This window comes from Pseudomonas sputi (assembly GCF_021603585.1).
In the GTDB taxonomy this organism is placed as follows: Bacteria; Pseudomonadota; Gammaproteobacteria; order Pseudomonadales; family Pseudomonadaceae; genus Aquipseudomonas; species Aquipseudomonas sputi.
In genome coordinates, this window is the sequence record NZ_BQHI01000009.1 from 11,425 (window position 1) to 27,355 (window position 15,931).

A 15,931-nucleotide genomic window follows, 5' to 3' on the forward strand; every position below is an offset into this window, starting at 1 on the left:
GATCGATCATTCACTGGTAAGGGCCGTCACCGGGTCGAGCCGGGCGGCTTTGCGGGCCGGCATGAAGCCGAAGACAACACCGGTCACGAGGGCGCAGCCGAAGGCGCCGAACACCGCCATCAAGGAAAACGCCACGGCGACTTCGCTGAGGATCAGCACGCCGCCGACGATCAGCGCCAGGGCGATGCCGGCAATCCCGCCGACCACCGAGAGCATCACCGCTTCGGTCAGAAACTGGCGAAGGATGTCGCGCTGACGGGCACCAGTGGCCATGCGGATGCCGATCTCGCGGGTGCGTTCGCGCACGGTCATCAGCATGATGTTCATCACCCCGATGCCGCCTACCAGCAGCGAAATCGCGGCAATCGAGCCGAGCATCAGCGACAGGGTGTTTTGCGTGCGGGCTTCAGCCTGGATCATCGCGGCGTTGTTGGTCAGCTCGAAATCCTTCTTGCCGTTGTGCAGGCGCAGCATCAGTTGTTCGATGGCGTGTTCGGCTTCCTTGACCTTGCGCGCATCGGCGGCGGCGATCGCCACGTATTCCGGATTGCGTGTGCCGAACAGGCGGACGCTGGCGGCGGAGTAGGGCACGGCGATCCGGTTGTCGCTGTCGGAGTCGCCGGAGCTGGCGCCTTTTTCCGCCAGTACGCCTACGACCTGGAACGGCACGTTCTCGATCAGGATGTATTGGCCGATGGGGTTGGCGACGTCCTTGAGCAATTTGGTGCGGACTTTGTGACCGATCACTGCGACCGCTGCGGCATTGCGCTCATCGGCCTCGGTGAAGTAACTGCCCTGCACCACGGGCCAGTTGAAGATCGCCGGGAAGTGGGTGTCGTTGCCGCCGACGTAACTCAGGTAGTCGGCATTGCCGAAACGTACCCCGGCCTCGGCGCCGTTGACCGGCATGATCCGCATGACCTGCGGCAGGCTCGCCAGCGCCGCCACGTCATCGAGGGTGACGATGCCTTGCGGTGTGCGCGGGTTGGGTGACGAGCCGCTGAGGTAAATGATGTTCGAACCGAAGGCGCCCATTTGCGCCATCACCTGGCGCTTGCTGCCTTCGCCGACGGCGAGCATGACCACCACCGACGCCACGCCGATGATGATCCCCAGCAAGGTCAGGGCGGTGCGGAAGCGGTTGATCCACATCACCCGCCAGGCGGCATGCAGGGCGTCCACCAGCTCGCCTTTCCAGGCGCCGGAAGCTTGCGCGCCTTCGCTCAGGCGTTTGCGCAGATCCACCGCCTGCAAGGCGCCGGGGTTGGCGCTGGTCTGGACCTCGGGGTTGTGGCGGGCGCTGTCGCTGACGATCAGGCCGTCGCTGATTTCGATGATGCGTTTGGCCCGTGCGGCCACTTCGCGGTCGTGGGTGATCAGGATGACCACATGGCCCTGGCTTGCCAGTTCGTCGAGCAGCGCCATGACCTCTTTGCCGCTGTGACTGTCGAGGGCGCCGGTGGGTTCGTCGGCGAGAATGATGTGCCCGCCGTTCATCAATGCCCGGGCAATCGACACCCGTTGTTGCTGGCCGCCGGAGAGCTGATGCGGACGGTTGCGGGTGCGCGAGGCAAGGCCCAGGCGGTCGAGCAGGGCGGCGGCGCGGGCGTGGCGTTCGGCGGCAGGTGTGCCGGCGTAGATCGCCGGCATCTCGACGTTTTCCTGGGCCGAGCCGGACGGAATCAGGTGATAACCCTGGAACACGAAACCAAAGGCCTCGCGTCGTAGCCAGGCCAGTTCGTCGGTGTCCAGGCCGGCGACGTTTTCCCCGGCGAAACGGTATTCGCCGGAGGTCGGTCGGTCGAGGCAGCCGAGGATGTTCATCAGCGTCGATTTGCCGGAGCCGGAAGCGCCGACAATTGCCACGAATTCGCCGGCGTGAATCGACAGGTCGATGCCGCGCAGGACATGAACCTCGGGCGCGTCGCCGCCGCCGTAGGATTTGCGGATGTCCTGCAGGTCGATCAGAGGCGTTTGCATTTAACCTCCGCTGCCGGTGGCCGGGCCGATCACCAGGTGATCGCCCTCGTTGAGGCCTTCGATAATCTGCACTTTGAGGCGGTCGCTGATGCCGGTGCGCACTTCGCGGGTTTCGATCTTGCCGTTGGCGCCGATCACCTGCGCGGTCTGCAGGTTGTCGCTGGTGCTGCCCTGCAGTGCGGCCACCGGTGCGGTGAGCACATTTTGCGCCTGGTGGGCGACGAAAAAGACTTGCGTGGTCATCTCCGCCATCAGCGCGTTGTCGGCGTTGTCGACGTCCAGCAATACGGTGTACAGCACCACGCGGGCACTGCCGCTCTTGCTGGTACTGGCGGGGCTGCCGCCGCCCTGGCTGGTCTGGTCCAGTGGCTTGGGCGGCACGGGCAGGATCTGCCGTACGGTGCTGCTCCAGCGTCGGTTACCGCCGCTGAGTGTGGTGAAGTAGGCGGTCATGCCCGGTTTGACGTGGCCGATGTCGGCTTCGGAAACTTCCGCCCACACGGTCATCGGCGACAGCTTGGCGATCCGCAGGATCAGCGGTGTCTGCTGCTGGGCGTTGAGGGTCTGGCCTTCGCGGGCATCGAGAGCAACCACGGTGCCGGCCATCGGCGCATAAATGCGGGTGTAGCCGAGTTCGGCCTGATCGCTGCGCAGGCTGGCTTCGGCCTGACGGATCTGGGCCTGGAACATGTCGATGCGCGCCTGGGTGGCTTTCAGTTCGGCGCGGGCGGTCTGTACGTCTTCTTCGCGGGTCGCTCCGCCGGCCGCGAGATTCTGCTGGCGCCGGTATTTCTGTTGCGCGAGTTCGTGCTGGGCTTTCTGCTCCTGCAATTGGGCCTTGAGGTTTTCGATGGAAAAACGCCCGGCGTCGAGTTTGGCCTTTTGCGTGGACGGATCGATCTCCACCAGCAGTTGACCTTCCTTGACCACGTCACCGACTTCGACGTGGATTTTGCGGATCTGCCCCGACGCCTGGGCGCCGACGTCCACATAACGCCTTGGCTGCAGCGTGCCCAGCGCGGTGACGCTGCTTTCGATGTCGCCGCGGCTGACGGAGACGGTGGCGAATTGATCGCGACCGGGCGGCAGGACTTGCCACGCCGCAATGGCAAGGACGGGGATCAGGCAAAGAGCGATAAGCAGGGCGCGTCGGGCGGGGCGGGGACGTTTCATGCGGGGTTCCGGCCAGTGTGAATCGGCCCGTCATCCGCCGGGCACCGCAAGCGGGCACGACCGGATGCTGTCGCAGGGCACGACAGACACGGGAGGGCTGTTGGTTAAACGACAGAAGGGGCGGCGAATTTAAGCGCTGAAAAACGCGGTAACAGGTATAGGCGAGAACAATTTGTCGGGCAAACCGAAACAGTACTTTAAATCTATATGAGAATTACTATAAATTACGCACTGAATTTGCCACCATCGTGCTACTGCCTGTTCCGGCCGTCGCCGATCTGGCTCAAGGATCGAAACCGCACGCGGCGGCGGGGAGTCATGTTGGAAAACTACTATCGCGAGTTGGTGTGTTTCCTGAACGCCAGGCTCGGCAATCGTCAGGTGGCCGAAGACGTGGTGCATGACGCCTATCTGCGGGTGCTGGAACGGTCCAGCGAAACGCCGATCGAGCAACCCCGGGCATTTCTTTATCGCACGGCGCTGAACCTGGTGATCGATGATCATCGGCGCAATGCCCTGCGTCAGGCCGAGTCGCTGGAAGTGCTCGACAGCGAAGAGCGCTATTTCACCCCGTCTCCCCACAACACCTTCGATCAAGGTCAACGACTGGAGATGCTCCAGCGTGCCCTGGCAGAACTTTCGCCGCTGTGTCGCGAAAGTTTTCTGTTGCGCAAGATCGAAGGCCTGTCGCACCCCGAAATCGCGCAGCACCTCGGGATTTCCAAGGCTCTGGTGGAAAAGCACATCGTCAACGCGATGAAGCATTGCCGCCTGCGCATCAAACAATGGGATGCCCATTGAGCCGTCGTCGTTAAATTTTTTTTCACTGTCCTCGTTCCTACTCAACAGACGATCTGCTGTCCTGCTCAAGGCCGGTCAGGTCACTCAGGCTTTTCGTCCAGAGGACACTGGAAATGACACAGGCAATTGCATCGCCCATCATCCACGACTTGATCGGCGTCGGTTTCGGCCCTTCGAACCTGGCGCTGGCCATCGCTCTGCAAGAGCGCGGCCCGACCCAGGGGGAACTGGATGTTCTGTTTCTCGACAAACAACCCAACTACAGCTGGCACGGCAACACCCTGTCGACCCAGAGCGAGTTGCAGATTTCCTTTCTCAAGGATCTGGTCACCTTGCGCAATCCGACCAGCCCGTACTCGTTCGTCAACTACCTCAAGCACCACGGCCGTCTGGTGGACTTCATCAACCTCGGCACCTTCTATCCATGCCGCATGGAGTACAACGACTACCTGCGCTGGGTGGCCGCGCAGTTCACCGAACAGAGCCGCTATGGCGAAGAAGTGCTGACCATCGAGCCGGTGCTGCACAACCATCAGGTCGAAGCCCTGCGGGTGATTTCCCGGGATACCGAAGGCCAGCAGTTTGTGCGCACCGCGCGCTCGGTGGTGGTCAGCGCCGGCGGCACGCCGCGCATTCCCGAAGCGTTCAAGGCGCTGAAGGGCGACGGTCGGGTGTTCCATCACTCGCAGTACCTGGCGCAAATGGCCAAACAGCCGTGCATCAACAACCAGCCGATGAGCATCGCGATCATCGGCGGCGGACAGAGCGCGGCGGAAGCCTTCATCGACCTGAACGATTCGTTCCCGTCGGTGCAGGTCGACATGATCCTGCGCGGCTCGGCGCTGAAGCCGGCGGACGACAGCCCGTTCGTCAACGAAGTGTTCTCGCCCGAGTTCACTGACCTGATCTTCCAGCAGGACAGCAGCGAGCGTGAGCGTCTGGTCAACGAGTACCACAACACCAACTATTCGGTGGTCGACATCGATCTGATCGAGCGCATCTACGGCATCTTCTATCGCCAGAAGGTTTCCGGTGTTGCCCGCCATGCGTTCCGCACCCTGACCGCGGTCGAGAAAGCCGCCGCCACCGAGCAGGGTATCGAACTGACCGTGCGCAACAACGCCACCGGCGAAGTCACCGTGCGTGCCTACGACGCGGTCGTGCTGGCTACCGGTTACGAGCGCCAGATGCACCGCAAACTGCTGGCGCCGCTGGAAGAGTACCTGGGTGACTTCGAGGTCGACCGCAATTACCGGTTGATCACCGACGAGCGCTGCAAGGCCGGTCTGTACATGCAGGGCTTCTGCCAGGCCAGCCACGGTCTGAGCGATACACTGCTGTCGATCCTGCCGATCCGCGCGGACGAGATTGCCGGCTCGCTGTATGAGCATGGCAGGAACCGCGGACACAGCCGTTCGGTGATGGACTTGTTGCTGGCTACCGCCAGCTAAACCAGACCGTTGATCGTTCCCACGCCCGGGGACGCTCTGCGTCCCATTGGAACGCGGAGCGTCCCTTGAGGCGTTCCCACGCGGAGCGTAGGAACGATCTCGGGATCAATCCTGAACCCTTCCTGAACACCCGCCACATTCCCCGACACACGTCCTTTTGCAGGTTTACTCTCCAGACATCGGGGCGTAAGCTTCGCGCGTTTTCATCAATAGCGGAGACCCACAGTGGGTACTTGTTCGAGTGACAGTTGTCGGCCGGTCCTTGTAACCGGCGGATTCTCGGCAAGATAACGCGCATTCCTTTGTGCCGTTGTCTCGCCGAACAGCGAGCAGCGGCATCCCGATCATGACCGGTCCGGTCATGTCCCGACGTCCTTCTCATCGACACTGAAAAGCCTGTGAAGTCGACTTCATCGTCGTCATTGCAGCCCTATCGACACGCCTGTCTTTTCTGACCGGCGCGCCACGCCTTGCCGTGCCGGTTTTCCGGTGCCCGGGACGAGGACGTACCTGCTCGACGGTTTCCCGGCTGACCATAGGGGCAACAGCCATGAAACTTACGCTCAAGGAATTTTTCGCAGGCTTCCTGCGGACTCGCCACATCGCCCGGCACTTCCGTCGCCTGGCCTTGCTGGAAACCCTCAACGACACCACGGTCAGCCGTGAAGTGCCGCCCACCCTGGCCAATACACTGGTGGACGCCGCCCATTGCGACAGCGGCGTGCTGCTGTCGAACCTCGGCACCCACAGCGACGGTCTCACCGATTTCGAAGTCGATGTGTTGCGTGCGCAGCATGGCCTCAACGAAGTCGAACACGAGCAACCGCTGCCGTGGTGGACCCACCTGTGGCACTGCTACAAGAACCCGTTCAACCTGCTGCTGACCCTGCTGGCGGTGATCTCGTGGCTGACCGAGGACCTCAAGGCCGCCATCGTGATTTTCTCGATGGTGGTGCTCTCGACCCTGCTGCGCTTCTGGCAGGAAAGCAAATCCAACCAGGCCGCCGATGCGCTCAAGGCGATGGTCAGCAACACCGCCACCGTGCTGCGTCGGGATGCGCCGCGCGCTGAATTACCGATCAAGCAATTGGTGCCCGGCGATCTGATCGTACTCTCGGCCGGCGACATGATTCCTGCCGATTGCCGAGTGCTCAGTGCCAAGGACCTGTTCGTCAGCCAGGCCGCGATGACCGGCGAGTCGATGCCGGTGGAAAAATTCCCCCGTCAGGCCGATCGCGACACGCGCAATCCGCTGGAGCTCGACAACATCCTGTTCATGGGCACCAACGTGGTGTCCGGCACGGCGGTGGCGGTGATTCTTACCACCGGCAACAGCACCTATTTCGGTGCACTGGCACAGCGGGTCGGGGCGACGGATCGTGCGGTGACTTCGTTCCAGCAAGGTGTGAACAAAGTCAGCTGGCTGCTGATCCGCTTCATGTTCGTCATGGCGCCGCTGGTGTTGTTCATCAACGGCTTCACCAAGGGCGACTGGACCGAAGCACTGTTGTTCGCATTGTCCATCGCCGTGGGCCTGACCCCGGAAATGCTGCCGATGATCGTCACCTCGACGCTGGCCAAGGGGGCGGTGTTCCTGTCGCGCAAGAAAGTCATCGTCAAACGCCTCGACGCCATCCAGAACTTCGGCGCCATGGACGTGTTGTGCACCGACAAGACCGGCACTTTGACTCAGGACAGGATCTTCCTGGCACGCAACGTCGACGTCTGGGGCGAAGACTCCGATGACGTGCTGGAAATGGCCTACCTCAACAGCTACTACCAGACCGGCCTGAAAAACCTGCTCGACGTGGCGGTGCTGGAGCATGTGGAAATCCACCGTGAGCTGAAGGTCGGGACGGCGTTTCGCAAGGTCGACGAAATCCCGTTCGACTTCAACCGCCGGCGCATGTCGGTGGTGGTCGAAGGGCGCGGTCAGCCCCATCAACTGATCTGCAAAGGCGCAGTGGAAGAGGTGCTGGCGGTGTGCAGCCGGGTGCGTCACGGTGAGGTCGACGAAGCCTTGAGCGATGAATTGCTGGCGAAAATCCGCCAGGTCACAGCAGCATTCAACGCTGAAGGCTTGCGCGTGGTGGCGGTGGCGGCACGCTCGATGCCGCAAGGTCGTGACACTTACAGCCTGAGCGATGAGCAGGAACTGACGCTGATCGGTTACGTGGCGTTCCTCGATCCGCCGAAGGAAAGCACGGCCCCCGCGCTCAAGGCCCTGGCCGAGCATGGCGTGGCGGTGAAAGTGCTGACCGGCGACAACGAACTGGTGACCGCCAAGATCTGCCGCGAAGTGGGCCTGGCCCAGCAAGGCCTGCTGATGGGCAACGACATCGAGCGCATGAGCGACGCCGAACTGGCAGTGGCGGTAGAGACCACCAACGTGTTTGCCAAGCTGACGCCGTCGCACAAGGAGCGCATTGTGCGCATCCTCAAGGGCAACGGCCACGTGGTCGGGTTCATGGGCGACGGCATCAACGACGCACCGGCACTGCGCACCGCAGACATCGGGATCTCCGTGGACAGCGCGGTGGACATCGCCAAGGAAGCGGCCGACATCATCCTGCTGGAAAAGAGCCTGATGGTGCTGGAGGAGGGCGTGCTGGAAGGGCGCCGCACCTTCGCCAACATGCTCAAGTACATCAAGATGACCGCCAGCTCGAACTTCGGCAACGTGTTCTCGGTACTGGTCGCCAGTGCGTTCATTCCGTTCCTGCCGATGCTGCCGATGCACCTGCTGGTGCAGAACCTGCTCTATGACATTTCGCAGATCGCGATCCCGTTCGACAACGTCGATGACGAGATGCTGAAACAGCCGCAACGCTGGCAGCCAGGGGACGTCGGGCGCTTCATGCTGTTCTTCGGCCCGATCAGTTCGATCTTCGATATCACCACGTTCGCCTTGATGTGGTACGTGTTCGATGCCAACACCCCGGATCACCAGACCCTGTTCCAGTCCGGCTGGTTCGTGGTCGGGCTGCTGACCCAGACGCTGATCGTGCACATGATCCGCACGCCGAAGATTCCGTTCCTGCAAAGCCGCGCGGCCATGCCGTTGCTGGTGATGACCGCAATCATCATGGCCGTGGGCATCTTCCTGCCGATGGGACCGCTGGCGCACTACTTCAAATTGCAGGCACTGCCGTCGATGTATTTCGTGTTCCTGCCGATGATCCTGCTGGCGTACATGGCGCTGACTCAGGCCGTCAAAGGTTTCTACATCCGCCGGTTCGGCTGGCAGTAACAGGAAAGATTCCCCCCTTGTGGGAGCAAGGGGGGCGGTCTCAGGGAGTTCGACATGCAAGCAATCAACAATCTCAACCTCGGCTCATTGCTCGACACGCTGGTCAGCCTCGGGGCGGCCTTCACCCTCGGCGGCCTGATCGGCTTCGAACGTCAGTACCGGCAACGCACGGCGGGTTTGCGCACCAACGTGCTGGTGGCGGTCGGTGCGGCGATTTTCGTCGACATGGCCAACCGGCTCGGCGGCGCCGATGGCGCGGTGCGGGTGGTCGCGTATGTGGTCTCCGGCATCGGTTTTCTCGGTGCCGGGGTGATCATGCGCGAAGAGGGTAACGTACGCGGGCTCAACACCGCCGCCACGCTGTGGACCTCGGCAGCGGTCGGCGCCTGCGCCGGTGCCGATTTGCTGGCCGAAGCGGTGCTGGGCACCTTGTTCGTGCTCGCCGCCAATACCTTGCTGCGGCCGATCGTCAACAACATCAACCGTCAGCCGCTGGATGTGGTGTCGGCGGAAGTCACCAACATCGTTTACGTCATCGCCCGGCGTTCCCAGCAGAAAGCCGTGTTCGCCTTGCTCGAGGCCGAACTGGAACGCAGCAATTACCCGGCCAGCGATGTCGATGTACATGCTTTCGGTACCGATGAAATCGAAATCGAAGCGACACTGGCGACCACTTCGGTGGACGGTGATGAATTGGATGCGCTGGTGGCACGAATCTCGACCTCGGCGCTGGTAGTGCAGGCGTTCTGGAGTCCGAGCACCACGGAGTAACTTTTTCAATCCGGATGAGTGACAGTGCTTTTCGGAAAAGTCCTACAGAGTGCATCCCGATGCTTGGGTAGTCTTGCCGCCACTTGAAGCGACTACCCGGACTCTCACGTTGACCGACAAAACCCTGCGCATCCTGATCGCCGACCTGCAGCATCTTCAGCGGATGAGGATCGAGCGCCTGTTCAATGGCCTCGATTACTACCGCATTGCACCGGCGCAAAACCTTGCCGAGCTGCTGACACTGGTCGATTACGCCTGCCAGCCGTTCGATGTCCTGGTGGTCAACGCCGAGCTGGCGGCCGGGATCGCGGACCGGCGTGGCCTTCTGTTCGATCAATCACAAATCCGGTGGGCGCTGATCTACGGTGAGCCGGCGGATTGCTCATGTGTTCCAGGGCATCTTGGGTCAAGGATCATCACCAGCCCTGAAGCCTTGCCTTCCATGGGCACCATCGAACAGTTGATGGCCTCGGTCGAGTCGTCGCCGCAGCGTTCTTCGTCCGCCTGCTCGGCGATTCTCTGGGGCGATCGCGCGCTTTATCACAGATCCGCAGATGGCGCACCTGTCAGATCTGACAGGTGATTCGCGGTACTTCCCGTGCAACAGTCGTTACGCCGCTACATATCGTCCCGTTCAGCGAGAGCGGTGGCGTCATTGTCATGTATTTGCACTTGGAGTGGCCATGAGTTCAGTACTGATAGCCGAAGACCATCCGGTGGTTGTCATTGCTATCCGAATTCTGCTGCAGGGGTTGGGTTACAAAGAGATTTACGAAGTGTCGAGTGGCGCCGGCGTCGTGCCGATGATCCGTGCACATCAACCCGATCTGGTTCTGCTCGACCTGGGGCTCGATAAAATGGGCGGTCTGCAAGTATTGGAGCATATCAAGGCGGTCGGACTGGTCTGCAAGACCGTGGTTTTTACCTCGGCGCCTGCGGAAACGTTCCTGAGACGCTGCCGGTATGCCGGTGCAATGGCATTTGTCGACAAGTCCGCCGATTTGAAACAACTGGAGAATGCCATCAAGGCCGTCCGTTCGGGCTACTGCTTTTTTCCTGCCCAGTCGGTGGACAGCGCAGGGCAACTCGATGGGCACAGTGATGAAGGCCGGCTGATTGAATCGCTGTCCGATCGCGAAATGGAAATCCTGAAGAAGCTGGCGCAAGGCATATCGAACAAGCAGATTGCCGCGGAGATGAACCGCAGCCACAAAACCATCAGTACCTACAAGACCCGTTTGATGCTCAAGCTCGGGATCAAATCGACAGTGATGTTGCGAGAGATTGCCCTGCGCCACCGTCTGCTCTGAAAGGATTCGCACGATGAGGACTTGGCGATTCATCCTCCTGCTGATGCTGTTGTTTGCAGGCGCAGTGCAGGCGGCGACAAGTGCGCAACGGCTGGAAATCGTCTCGCGCACCCGCCTGGAAGGCGTGCAGATTCGCCTTGATGAGCAGGACAGACAGTGGCTGAGTGCGCACCCGGTATTGCGTATCGGTGCCTCCTGGCCGGATTACCCGCCCTTCGAGTTGACCCGCAAGCGCCATGAGCTGGAGGGGCTGACGGCCGATTACGCTGACGCGATTGCACAGATTCTGAATATCCGTGTTGAAGTCTGGTGCTACGCCGACCGGGGAAGCGCCATGGCCGCGCTCAAGGCCGGGGAAGTGGACCTGCTGGGGACGTCGAACAACTTCGAACTCGCCGACCCGGACTTGATGTTGTCCCGCGCCTACGCCGAGGATCAGCCGATGTGGGTAACCCGGCTCGAAGACTCGTTGCCGGGCGACCTGGTCGGCAAACGCATCGCCATGGTGGATGACTACCTGCCAGCCTCGACCATCGAAGCGGCATACCCGCAAGCCTCCCTGCAGCATTACCGCTCGATTTTCGATGCTCTCGGTGCCGTGGCGTTCGGTCGGGATGATCTGTACCTGGGCGACTTCATCAGCGCCAGCTATCTGATCAACACTCATTTTCACAACGACCTGCGACTGGCCGGTACTTCGGGCCTTGACGCCAACCCGTTCGGCTTTTCCCTGGCTCGCAGCAACACGCGTTTGAAGCGCCTCGTCGACAAAGCCCTGCTGGCGATTCCCATGGAACAGCGCCTGGCGATGGAGCTGCGCTGGAGTGCCGGTCGCGCTGACAGGGCGGCGCAATCGCGGGTGAGCCTGAGTGACATCGAGCAACAGTGGCTGGATCAGCATCCGGTGGTGTGGGTCGGCGCTGTCGAGGATTTTGCGCCATTGACATTCTTCGACGCCGATGGCCACTTCAGTGGCTTGGCTGCCCAACTGCTCAACCTGATCAGTCAGCGCAGTGGCCTCACATTCCGGGTGGTGCGCGGTCAGTCTCTGGATCGTCAGGTTGAACAACTCAAGAGCGGGGAGCTGGATCTGTTGCCGGTGCTGACACCGAGTCGCGAGCGCGAAATGCAGATGCGGTTTACCCGGTCGTACGTCAACAGTCCCTTTGTTCTGATCACCGACTCGAAGGAGCAGGCGCCGCGCAGTCTGGACGAGATGACGGGCAAACGTCTGGCGCTCTATCGCGGCAATCCGCTGCGCGATTACCTGTTGGACCACGTGCCACAGATTCGCCTGATCGAGTTGTCCAGCCCGGCCGACGGCACGCAGGCGCTGCTTGCCGGGCAGGCCGATGCGACATTGAATTCGTTGCTGGTGGCGCGCTACCAGATTGACCGCCAGTACCGCGGTCGCTTGCGGATTGTCTCCACGCTGGGCGATCAGCCGGCCCGGGTTGCCATAGCCACAGCGCTCGATGCCCCCCAGTTGCATTCGATTCTGAACAAGGCACTGCTGAGCATTGCGCCACAGGAAATGGACGAGCTGGTTGCGCGCTGGAGTCATAACGTGGTGTTGCAGGACAGCTATTGGCAGCGTCATCGAGAGCAAATCCTGCGCGGGTTTGCCGTGGCCGCAGGGTTGCTGTTGCTGGCTCTGGTCTGGATAGGCTTTCAGCGCAGGCAGATCCGCCAGCGCCAGCAATGGCTGCGGCAGTTGCAGGAGGCCAAGGAGGCAGCCGATGACGCCAATCGTGCCAAGAGCACGTTCCTGGCGACCATGAGCCATGAAATCCGTACACCGATGAATGCCCTGATCGGCATGCTCGAACTGGCCCTCAAGCGTGCCGATGAAGGTGTGACCGATCGCCAGGCGATCGAAGTGGCGTCCAGCGCCGGGCAGCAGCTGCTGGCACTGATCGGCGATATTCTCGATATCGCACGCATCGAGGCGGGGCATTTGTCGCTGGTGCCCGAACGGGTCAATCTGCGTGAGGTGGTGGCGTCGGTGTGTCGGATCTTCGAAGGCCTGGCCCGGCAGAAGCCCTTATTGTGGAATGTAGAACTGGATGAGCGCAGCGACGTCGACGTGATGCTCGATCCCCTGCGTTTCAAGCAGATATTGTCGAATCTGCTGAGCAACGCGATCAAGTTCACCGACGACGGCGAGGTCAGCCTGCGCTTGCGAGTGTTCAGCGAGCAGGGCGGGCAGTTGGATGCGGGGGTGATCATTGAAGACAGTGGCCGGGGCATCAGTGCCGAGGATCAGCAGCGGTTGTTCAGTCCGTTTGTACAGGTCGGCGAACATCAGTCTGTAGTGCATGGCGGTTCTGGTCTGGGGCTGGTGATCAGCCGCAGCCTGTGCCGGATGATGGGGGGTGAGCTGTGGATGAGCAGCGAGCCGGGAAGGGGTACGCAGGTCATGCTGCGGCTGGAATTGCCTGTGCCGCAGCCGCTCGTGCAAGAGGTGGCACCCGCGTCAGCGACGGCGACGGCGACGGTAAAGTCGCTGAACGTGCTGGTGGTGGATGACCATCCGGTAAATCGCCTGTTGCTGTGCCGACAGTTGAGTGAGCTCGGGCATTGCGCCATTGACTCTGCTGGCGGTGAAGAGGGGCTGGCGCTGTGGCGCGGGCAATCCTTCGATGCATTGATCACCGACTGCAACATGCCGGGGCTCAACGGTTATGCGCTGACAAGAGCAGTGCGTCAGGAAGAAGCCGCGACGGGCAGGGCGCCTTGTCTGATCCTCGGATTTACCGCCAATGCGCAGATGGAAGAAAAGCAGCGATGCCTGGCGGCCGGAATGGATGATTGCCTGTTCAAGCCGGTTCTGCTGCGCGAATTGAGCCAGGCGCTGATGGTCGCCACATCCGGGGGAACACAGGTCGAGAGTGTGGACGATCCGGCAGTGGCCGAGTTCGATCTGAGTGCGCTGTTACAACTGGCAGGCGCGGATAACCCGCTGATCGAGCAATTGCGTGAGGAGGTGCTGGGCAGCCTGCGCATTGACCTCGAACGTCTGGACGAATCAGGTCGCAAAGGTGACCGCGCCGGTTTGCGTGATCTGGCTCACCACGTCACAGGCGGGGCGCACATGATCGGTGCCGAGCGGGTGGTCTCGGCATGTCGGGTACTCGAGCAGGCCTGCCGGGCCGATGAGCCCGAAGCGGCATTGAAGGCCGCCATCGATTCGCTGCGCGTGGCCATGCACGACCTCGCGCAGCAGCTTCAGGCCTGATCGATCAGTCCCACTGTGGCGCAATGCCTTTGGGGCTGGTCAGGCGATGGCCGCGATCCAGGGTGGCGATCAGCGCCATGTCGGCGTCGCTCAGGGTCAGCGCCGTGGCGCCGAGGTTGCCTTGCAGGTTGGCGCGTTTGGTCGACGACGGAATCACCGCGTAACCCGATTGCATCGCCCACGCCAGGGTGACCTGCGCCGGGGTGGCTTGCAGACGCTCGGCGATCTGCACGATCAGCGGATCCTTCAACACTTCGCCATAGGCCAGGGTCATGTACGACGTGATCTGGATGCCCTGACTCTGGGCGAATTCCACGACCTTGCGGTTTTGCAGGTACGGGTGCAATTCGATCTGATTGGTAGCGATATTTTCCGCGCCGACCGCAGCAATCGCCTGTTTCATCAGGTCGATGGTGAAGTTGGACACGCCGATCTGTCGGGTCAGGCCCAGGCGTCTGGCTTCCAGCAGCGCGCCCATGAATGCTTCGACCGGTACCTGATCTTCCGGCGACGGCCAGTGGATCAGCGTCAGGTCGAGGTAGTCGGTCTGCAGCTTTTGCAGGCTCTCCCTGAGGCTTTCGATCAGACGATCCTTGGCGAAGTTGGCGATCCAGATCTTGCTGGTGATGAACAGTTCATCGCGGGCGATGCCACTGGCGGCAATGGCCTCGCCTACGTCGGCTTCGTTTTCGTAGATCTGCGCGGTGTCGATGACCCGGTAACCGAGTTCAAGGGCAGTGCTCACCGAATCGATGACCACCTGGCCTTGCAAGCGAAACGTACCAAGACCGAAAGCGGGAACAGACATGCAGGACTCCAGGGTAACAGTGGGAATGGGCAGGAGTATCCGCGTCTGATTCCTTGGGAAAAACCGCTGTCGGGGCAAAGTACTGTTGACTGAAAGTCACGAATCACGACAGTTGGATATTGTTCTATCAGTAGGACGATGAGGGCGGTTTTGGCTGACTAGTACTGAATACGTGGCGAATTTATGATCGACCCATGATCAACCTGATTGCGGAGTCCACCATGAAAAAACTCATCGGTATTTACACCAGCCCTCGCGGCCATTGGGTCGGCGATGGGTTCCCGGTGCGTACCCTGTTTTCCTACGACAACCTTGGTCAGCACATTAGCCCGTTCCTGCTGCTGGATCACGCCGGGCCTGCGCAATTCACCCCGACCACCGAGCGACGCGGCGTGGGTCAGCATCCGCACCGTGGCTTCGAAACCGTGACCATCGTTTACGAAGGCGAAGTGCAGCACCGCGACTCCACCGGCAGCGGCGGCACCATCGGCCCGGGGGATGTGCAGTGGATGACCGCCGCTTCCGGAATCCTGCACGAGGAATTCCACTCGGAAAACTTCGCCCGAACCGGCGGTAACCTGGAAATGGTGCAACTGTGGGTCAACCTGCCGGCCAAGGACAAAATGGCCGCGCCCGGCTACCAGACCATTCTGGACAGTGACATCCCGAACATCGCACTCACGGGCGGCGCCGGCAGCCTGCGTCTGATCGCCGGTGAGTTCGATGGTCACAAGGGCCCGTCCCGCACGTTCACGCCCATCGATGTGTGGGATCTGCGGCTGAACGCTGGCAAGTTGCTCTCGCTGAATCTGCATGAAGGCCGTAACACCGCATTGGTGGTCTTGAAGGGTTCGGTACAGATCAACGGTGGGGAGTCGATGCGCGAAGGCCAGTTGGCGCTGTTCGAGCGTGATGGCGATCGCATCACCCTTGAAGCCAGCCAGGACGCGGTGGTGCTGCTGCTCAGCGGCGAGCCGATCGACGAACCGATCGTCGGCCACGGCCCGTTCGTGATGAACACCGAGCAGGAAATCCACCAGGCCTTCGCCGACTTCCAGTCCGGCCGCTTCGGCCAGATGCACGGCTGAAAATCCCGGCAGGCGCCACGTGCGCCGGCCGGTTTTTTTTGAGCGTGCGCAGCGGCGTTCA

11 protein-coding genes are annotated in these 15,931 nt (G+C 61.4%); 8 read left to right on the forward strand and 3 right to left on the reverse strand.

Translation table 11 applies throughout. The annotated features are described in order from the left end of the window. Positions 1–6 precede the first annotated feature (6 nt). Both L6D81_RS14640 and L6D81_RS14645 read right to left on the reverse strand, forming a co-directional pair. Positions 7–1,980, reverse strand: a complete 1,974-nt coding sequence (locus L6D81_RS14640) for a MacB family efflux pump subunit (RefSeq protein WP_236180436.1) — start codon at positions 1,978–1,980, stop codon at positions 7–9. Further along, entirely contained in the window at positions 1,981–3,153 is a 1,173-nt protein-coding gene (locus tag L6D81_RS14645; protein WP_236180438.1) for an efflux RND transporter periplasmic adaptor subunit, read from the reverse strand. Positions 3,154–3,471: 318 nt separating this feature from the next. On the opposite strand from L6D81_RS14645, the gene L6D81_RS14650 reads away from it, so the two are divergent. The 7 genes from L6D81_RS14650 to L6D81_RS14680 all read left to right on the forward strand — a co-directional run bounded on the left by L6D81_RS14650 (position 3,472) and on the right by L6D81_RS14680 (position 13,974). After that, complete coding sequence (locus L6D81_RS14650; RefSeq protein WP_276574210.1) at positions 3,472–3,954, forward strand: sigma-70 family RNA polymerase sigma factor; 483 nt, start codon at positions 3,472–3,474, stop codon at positions 3,952–3,954. A gap of 113 nt (positions 3,955–4,067) precedes the next feature. Continuing rightward, complete coding sequence (locus L6D81_RS14655) at positions 4,068–5,405, forward strand: lysine N(6)-hydroxylase/L-ornithine N(5)-oxygenase family protein (RefSeq protein WP_236180440.1); 1,338 nt, start codon at positions 4,068–4,070, stop codon at positions 5,403–5,405. A gap of 550 nt (positions 5,406–5,955) precedes the next feature. Next, complete coding sequence (mgtA, locus tag L6D81_RS14660) at positions 5,956–8,655, forward strand: magnesium-translocating P-type ATPase (RefSeq protein WP_236180442.1); 2,700 nt, start codon at positions 5,956–5,958, stop codon at positions 8,653–8,655. A gap of 54 nt (positions 8,656–8,709) precedes the next feature. Next, entirely contained in the window at positions 8,710–9,426 is a 717-nt protein-coding gene (locus L6D81_RS14665) for an MgtC/SapB family protein (RefSeq protein WP_236180444.1), read from the forward strand. A gap of 109 nt (positions 9,427–9,535) precedes the next feature. Further along, entirely contained in the window at positions 9,536–10,009 is a 474-nt protein-coding gene (locus L6D81_RS14670) for a chemotaxis protein CheY (RefSeq protein ID WP_236180446.1), read from the forward strand. A gap of 100 nt (positions 10,010–10,109) precedes the next feature. Beyond that, positions 10,110–10,736, forward strand: a complete 627-nt coding sequence (locus L6D81_RS14675; RefSeq protein ID WP_236180448.1) for a response regulator transcription factor — start codon at positions 10,110–10,112, stop codon at positions 10,734–10,736. Positions 10,737–10,749: 13 nt separating this feature from the next. Then, entirely contained in the window at positions 10,750–13,974 is a 3,225-nt protein-coding gene (locus L6D81_RS14680) for an ATP-binding protein (RefSeq protein WP_236180450.1), read from the forward strand. A 4-nt stretch (positions 13,975–13,978) separates the two neighbouring features. Here L6D81_RS14680 and dkgB read toward each other — a convergent pair whose 3' ends face one another. Further along, on the reverse strand, positions 13,979–14,782 hold the full coding sequence (gene dkgB / locus L6D81_RS14685) for a 2,5-didehydrogluconate reductase DkgB (protein ID WP_236180452.1): 804 nt from the start codon (positions 14,780–14,782) through the stop codon (positions 13,979–13,981). Between the two features lie 221 nt (positions 14,783–15,003). Between dkgB and L6D81_RS14690 the strand changes: the two genes are divergently transcribed. Continuing rightward, the gene (locus L6D81_RS14690) at positions 15,004–15,870 is read left to right on the forward strand and encodes a pirin family protein (protein ID WP_236180454.1); all 867 of its coding nucleotides are present in this window, start codon (positions 15,004–15,006) and stop codon (positions 15,868–15,870) included. Positions 15,871–15,931: the final 61 nt, after the last annotated feature.

Coding starts and splice junctions, on each gene's coding strand:
- mgtA (WP_236180442.1), top strand. CDS start 5,956: ATGAAACTTACGCTCAAGGAATTTTTCGCAGGCTTCCTGCGGACTCGC.
- L6D81_RS14650 (WP_276574210.1), top strand. CDS start 3,472: ATGTTGGAAAACTACTATCGCGAGTTGGTGTGTTTCCTGAACGCCAGG.
- L6D81_RS14655 (WP_236180440.1), top strand. CDS start 4,068: ATGACACAGGCAATTGCATCGCCCATCATCCACGACTTGATCGGCGTC.
- L6D81_RS14665 (WP_236180444.1), top strand. CDS start 8,710: ATGCAAGCAATCAACAATCTCAACCTCGGCTCATTGCTCGACACGCTG.
- L6D81_RS14680 (WP_236180450.1), top strand. CDS start 10,750: ATGAGGACTTGGCGATTCATCCTCCTGCTGATGCTGTTGTTTGCAGGC.
- dkgB (WP_236180452.1), bottom strand. CDS start 14,782: ATGTCTGTTCCCGCTTTCGGTCTTGGTACGTTTCGCTTGCAAGGCCAG.
- L6D81_RS14690 (WP_236180454.1), top strand. CDS start 15,004: ATGAAAAAACTCATCGGTATTTACACCAGCCCTCGCGGCCATTGGGTC.
- L6D81_RS14645 (WP_236180438.1), bottom strand. CDS start 3,153: ATGAAACGTCCCCGCCCCGCCCGACGCGCCCTGCTTATCGCTCTTTGC.
- L6D81_RS14640 (WP_236180436.1), bottom strand. CDS start 1,980: ATGCAAACGCCTCTGATCGACCTGCAGGACATCCGCAAATCCTACGGC.
- L6D81_RS14675 (WP_236180448.1), top strand. CDS start 10,110: ATGAGTTCAGTACTGATAGCCGAAGACCATCCGGTGGTTGTCATTGCT.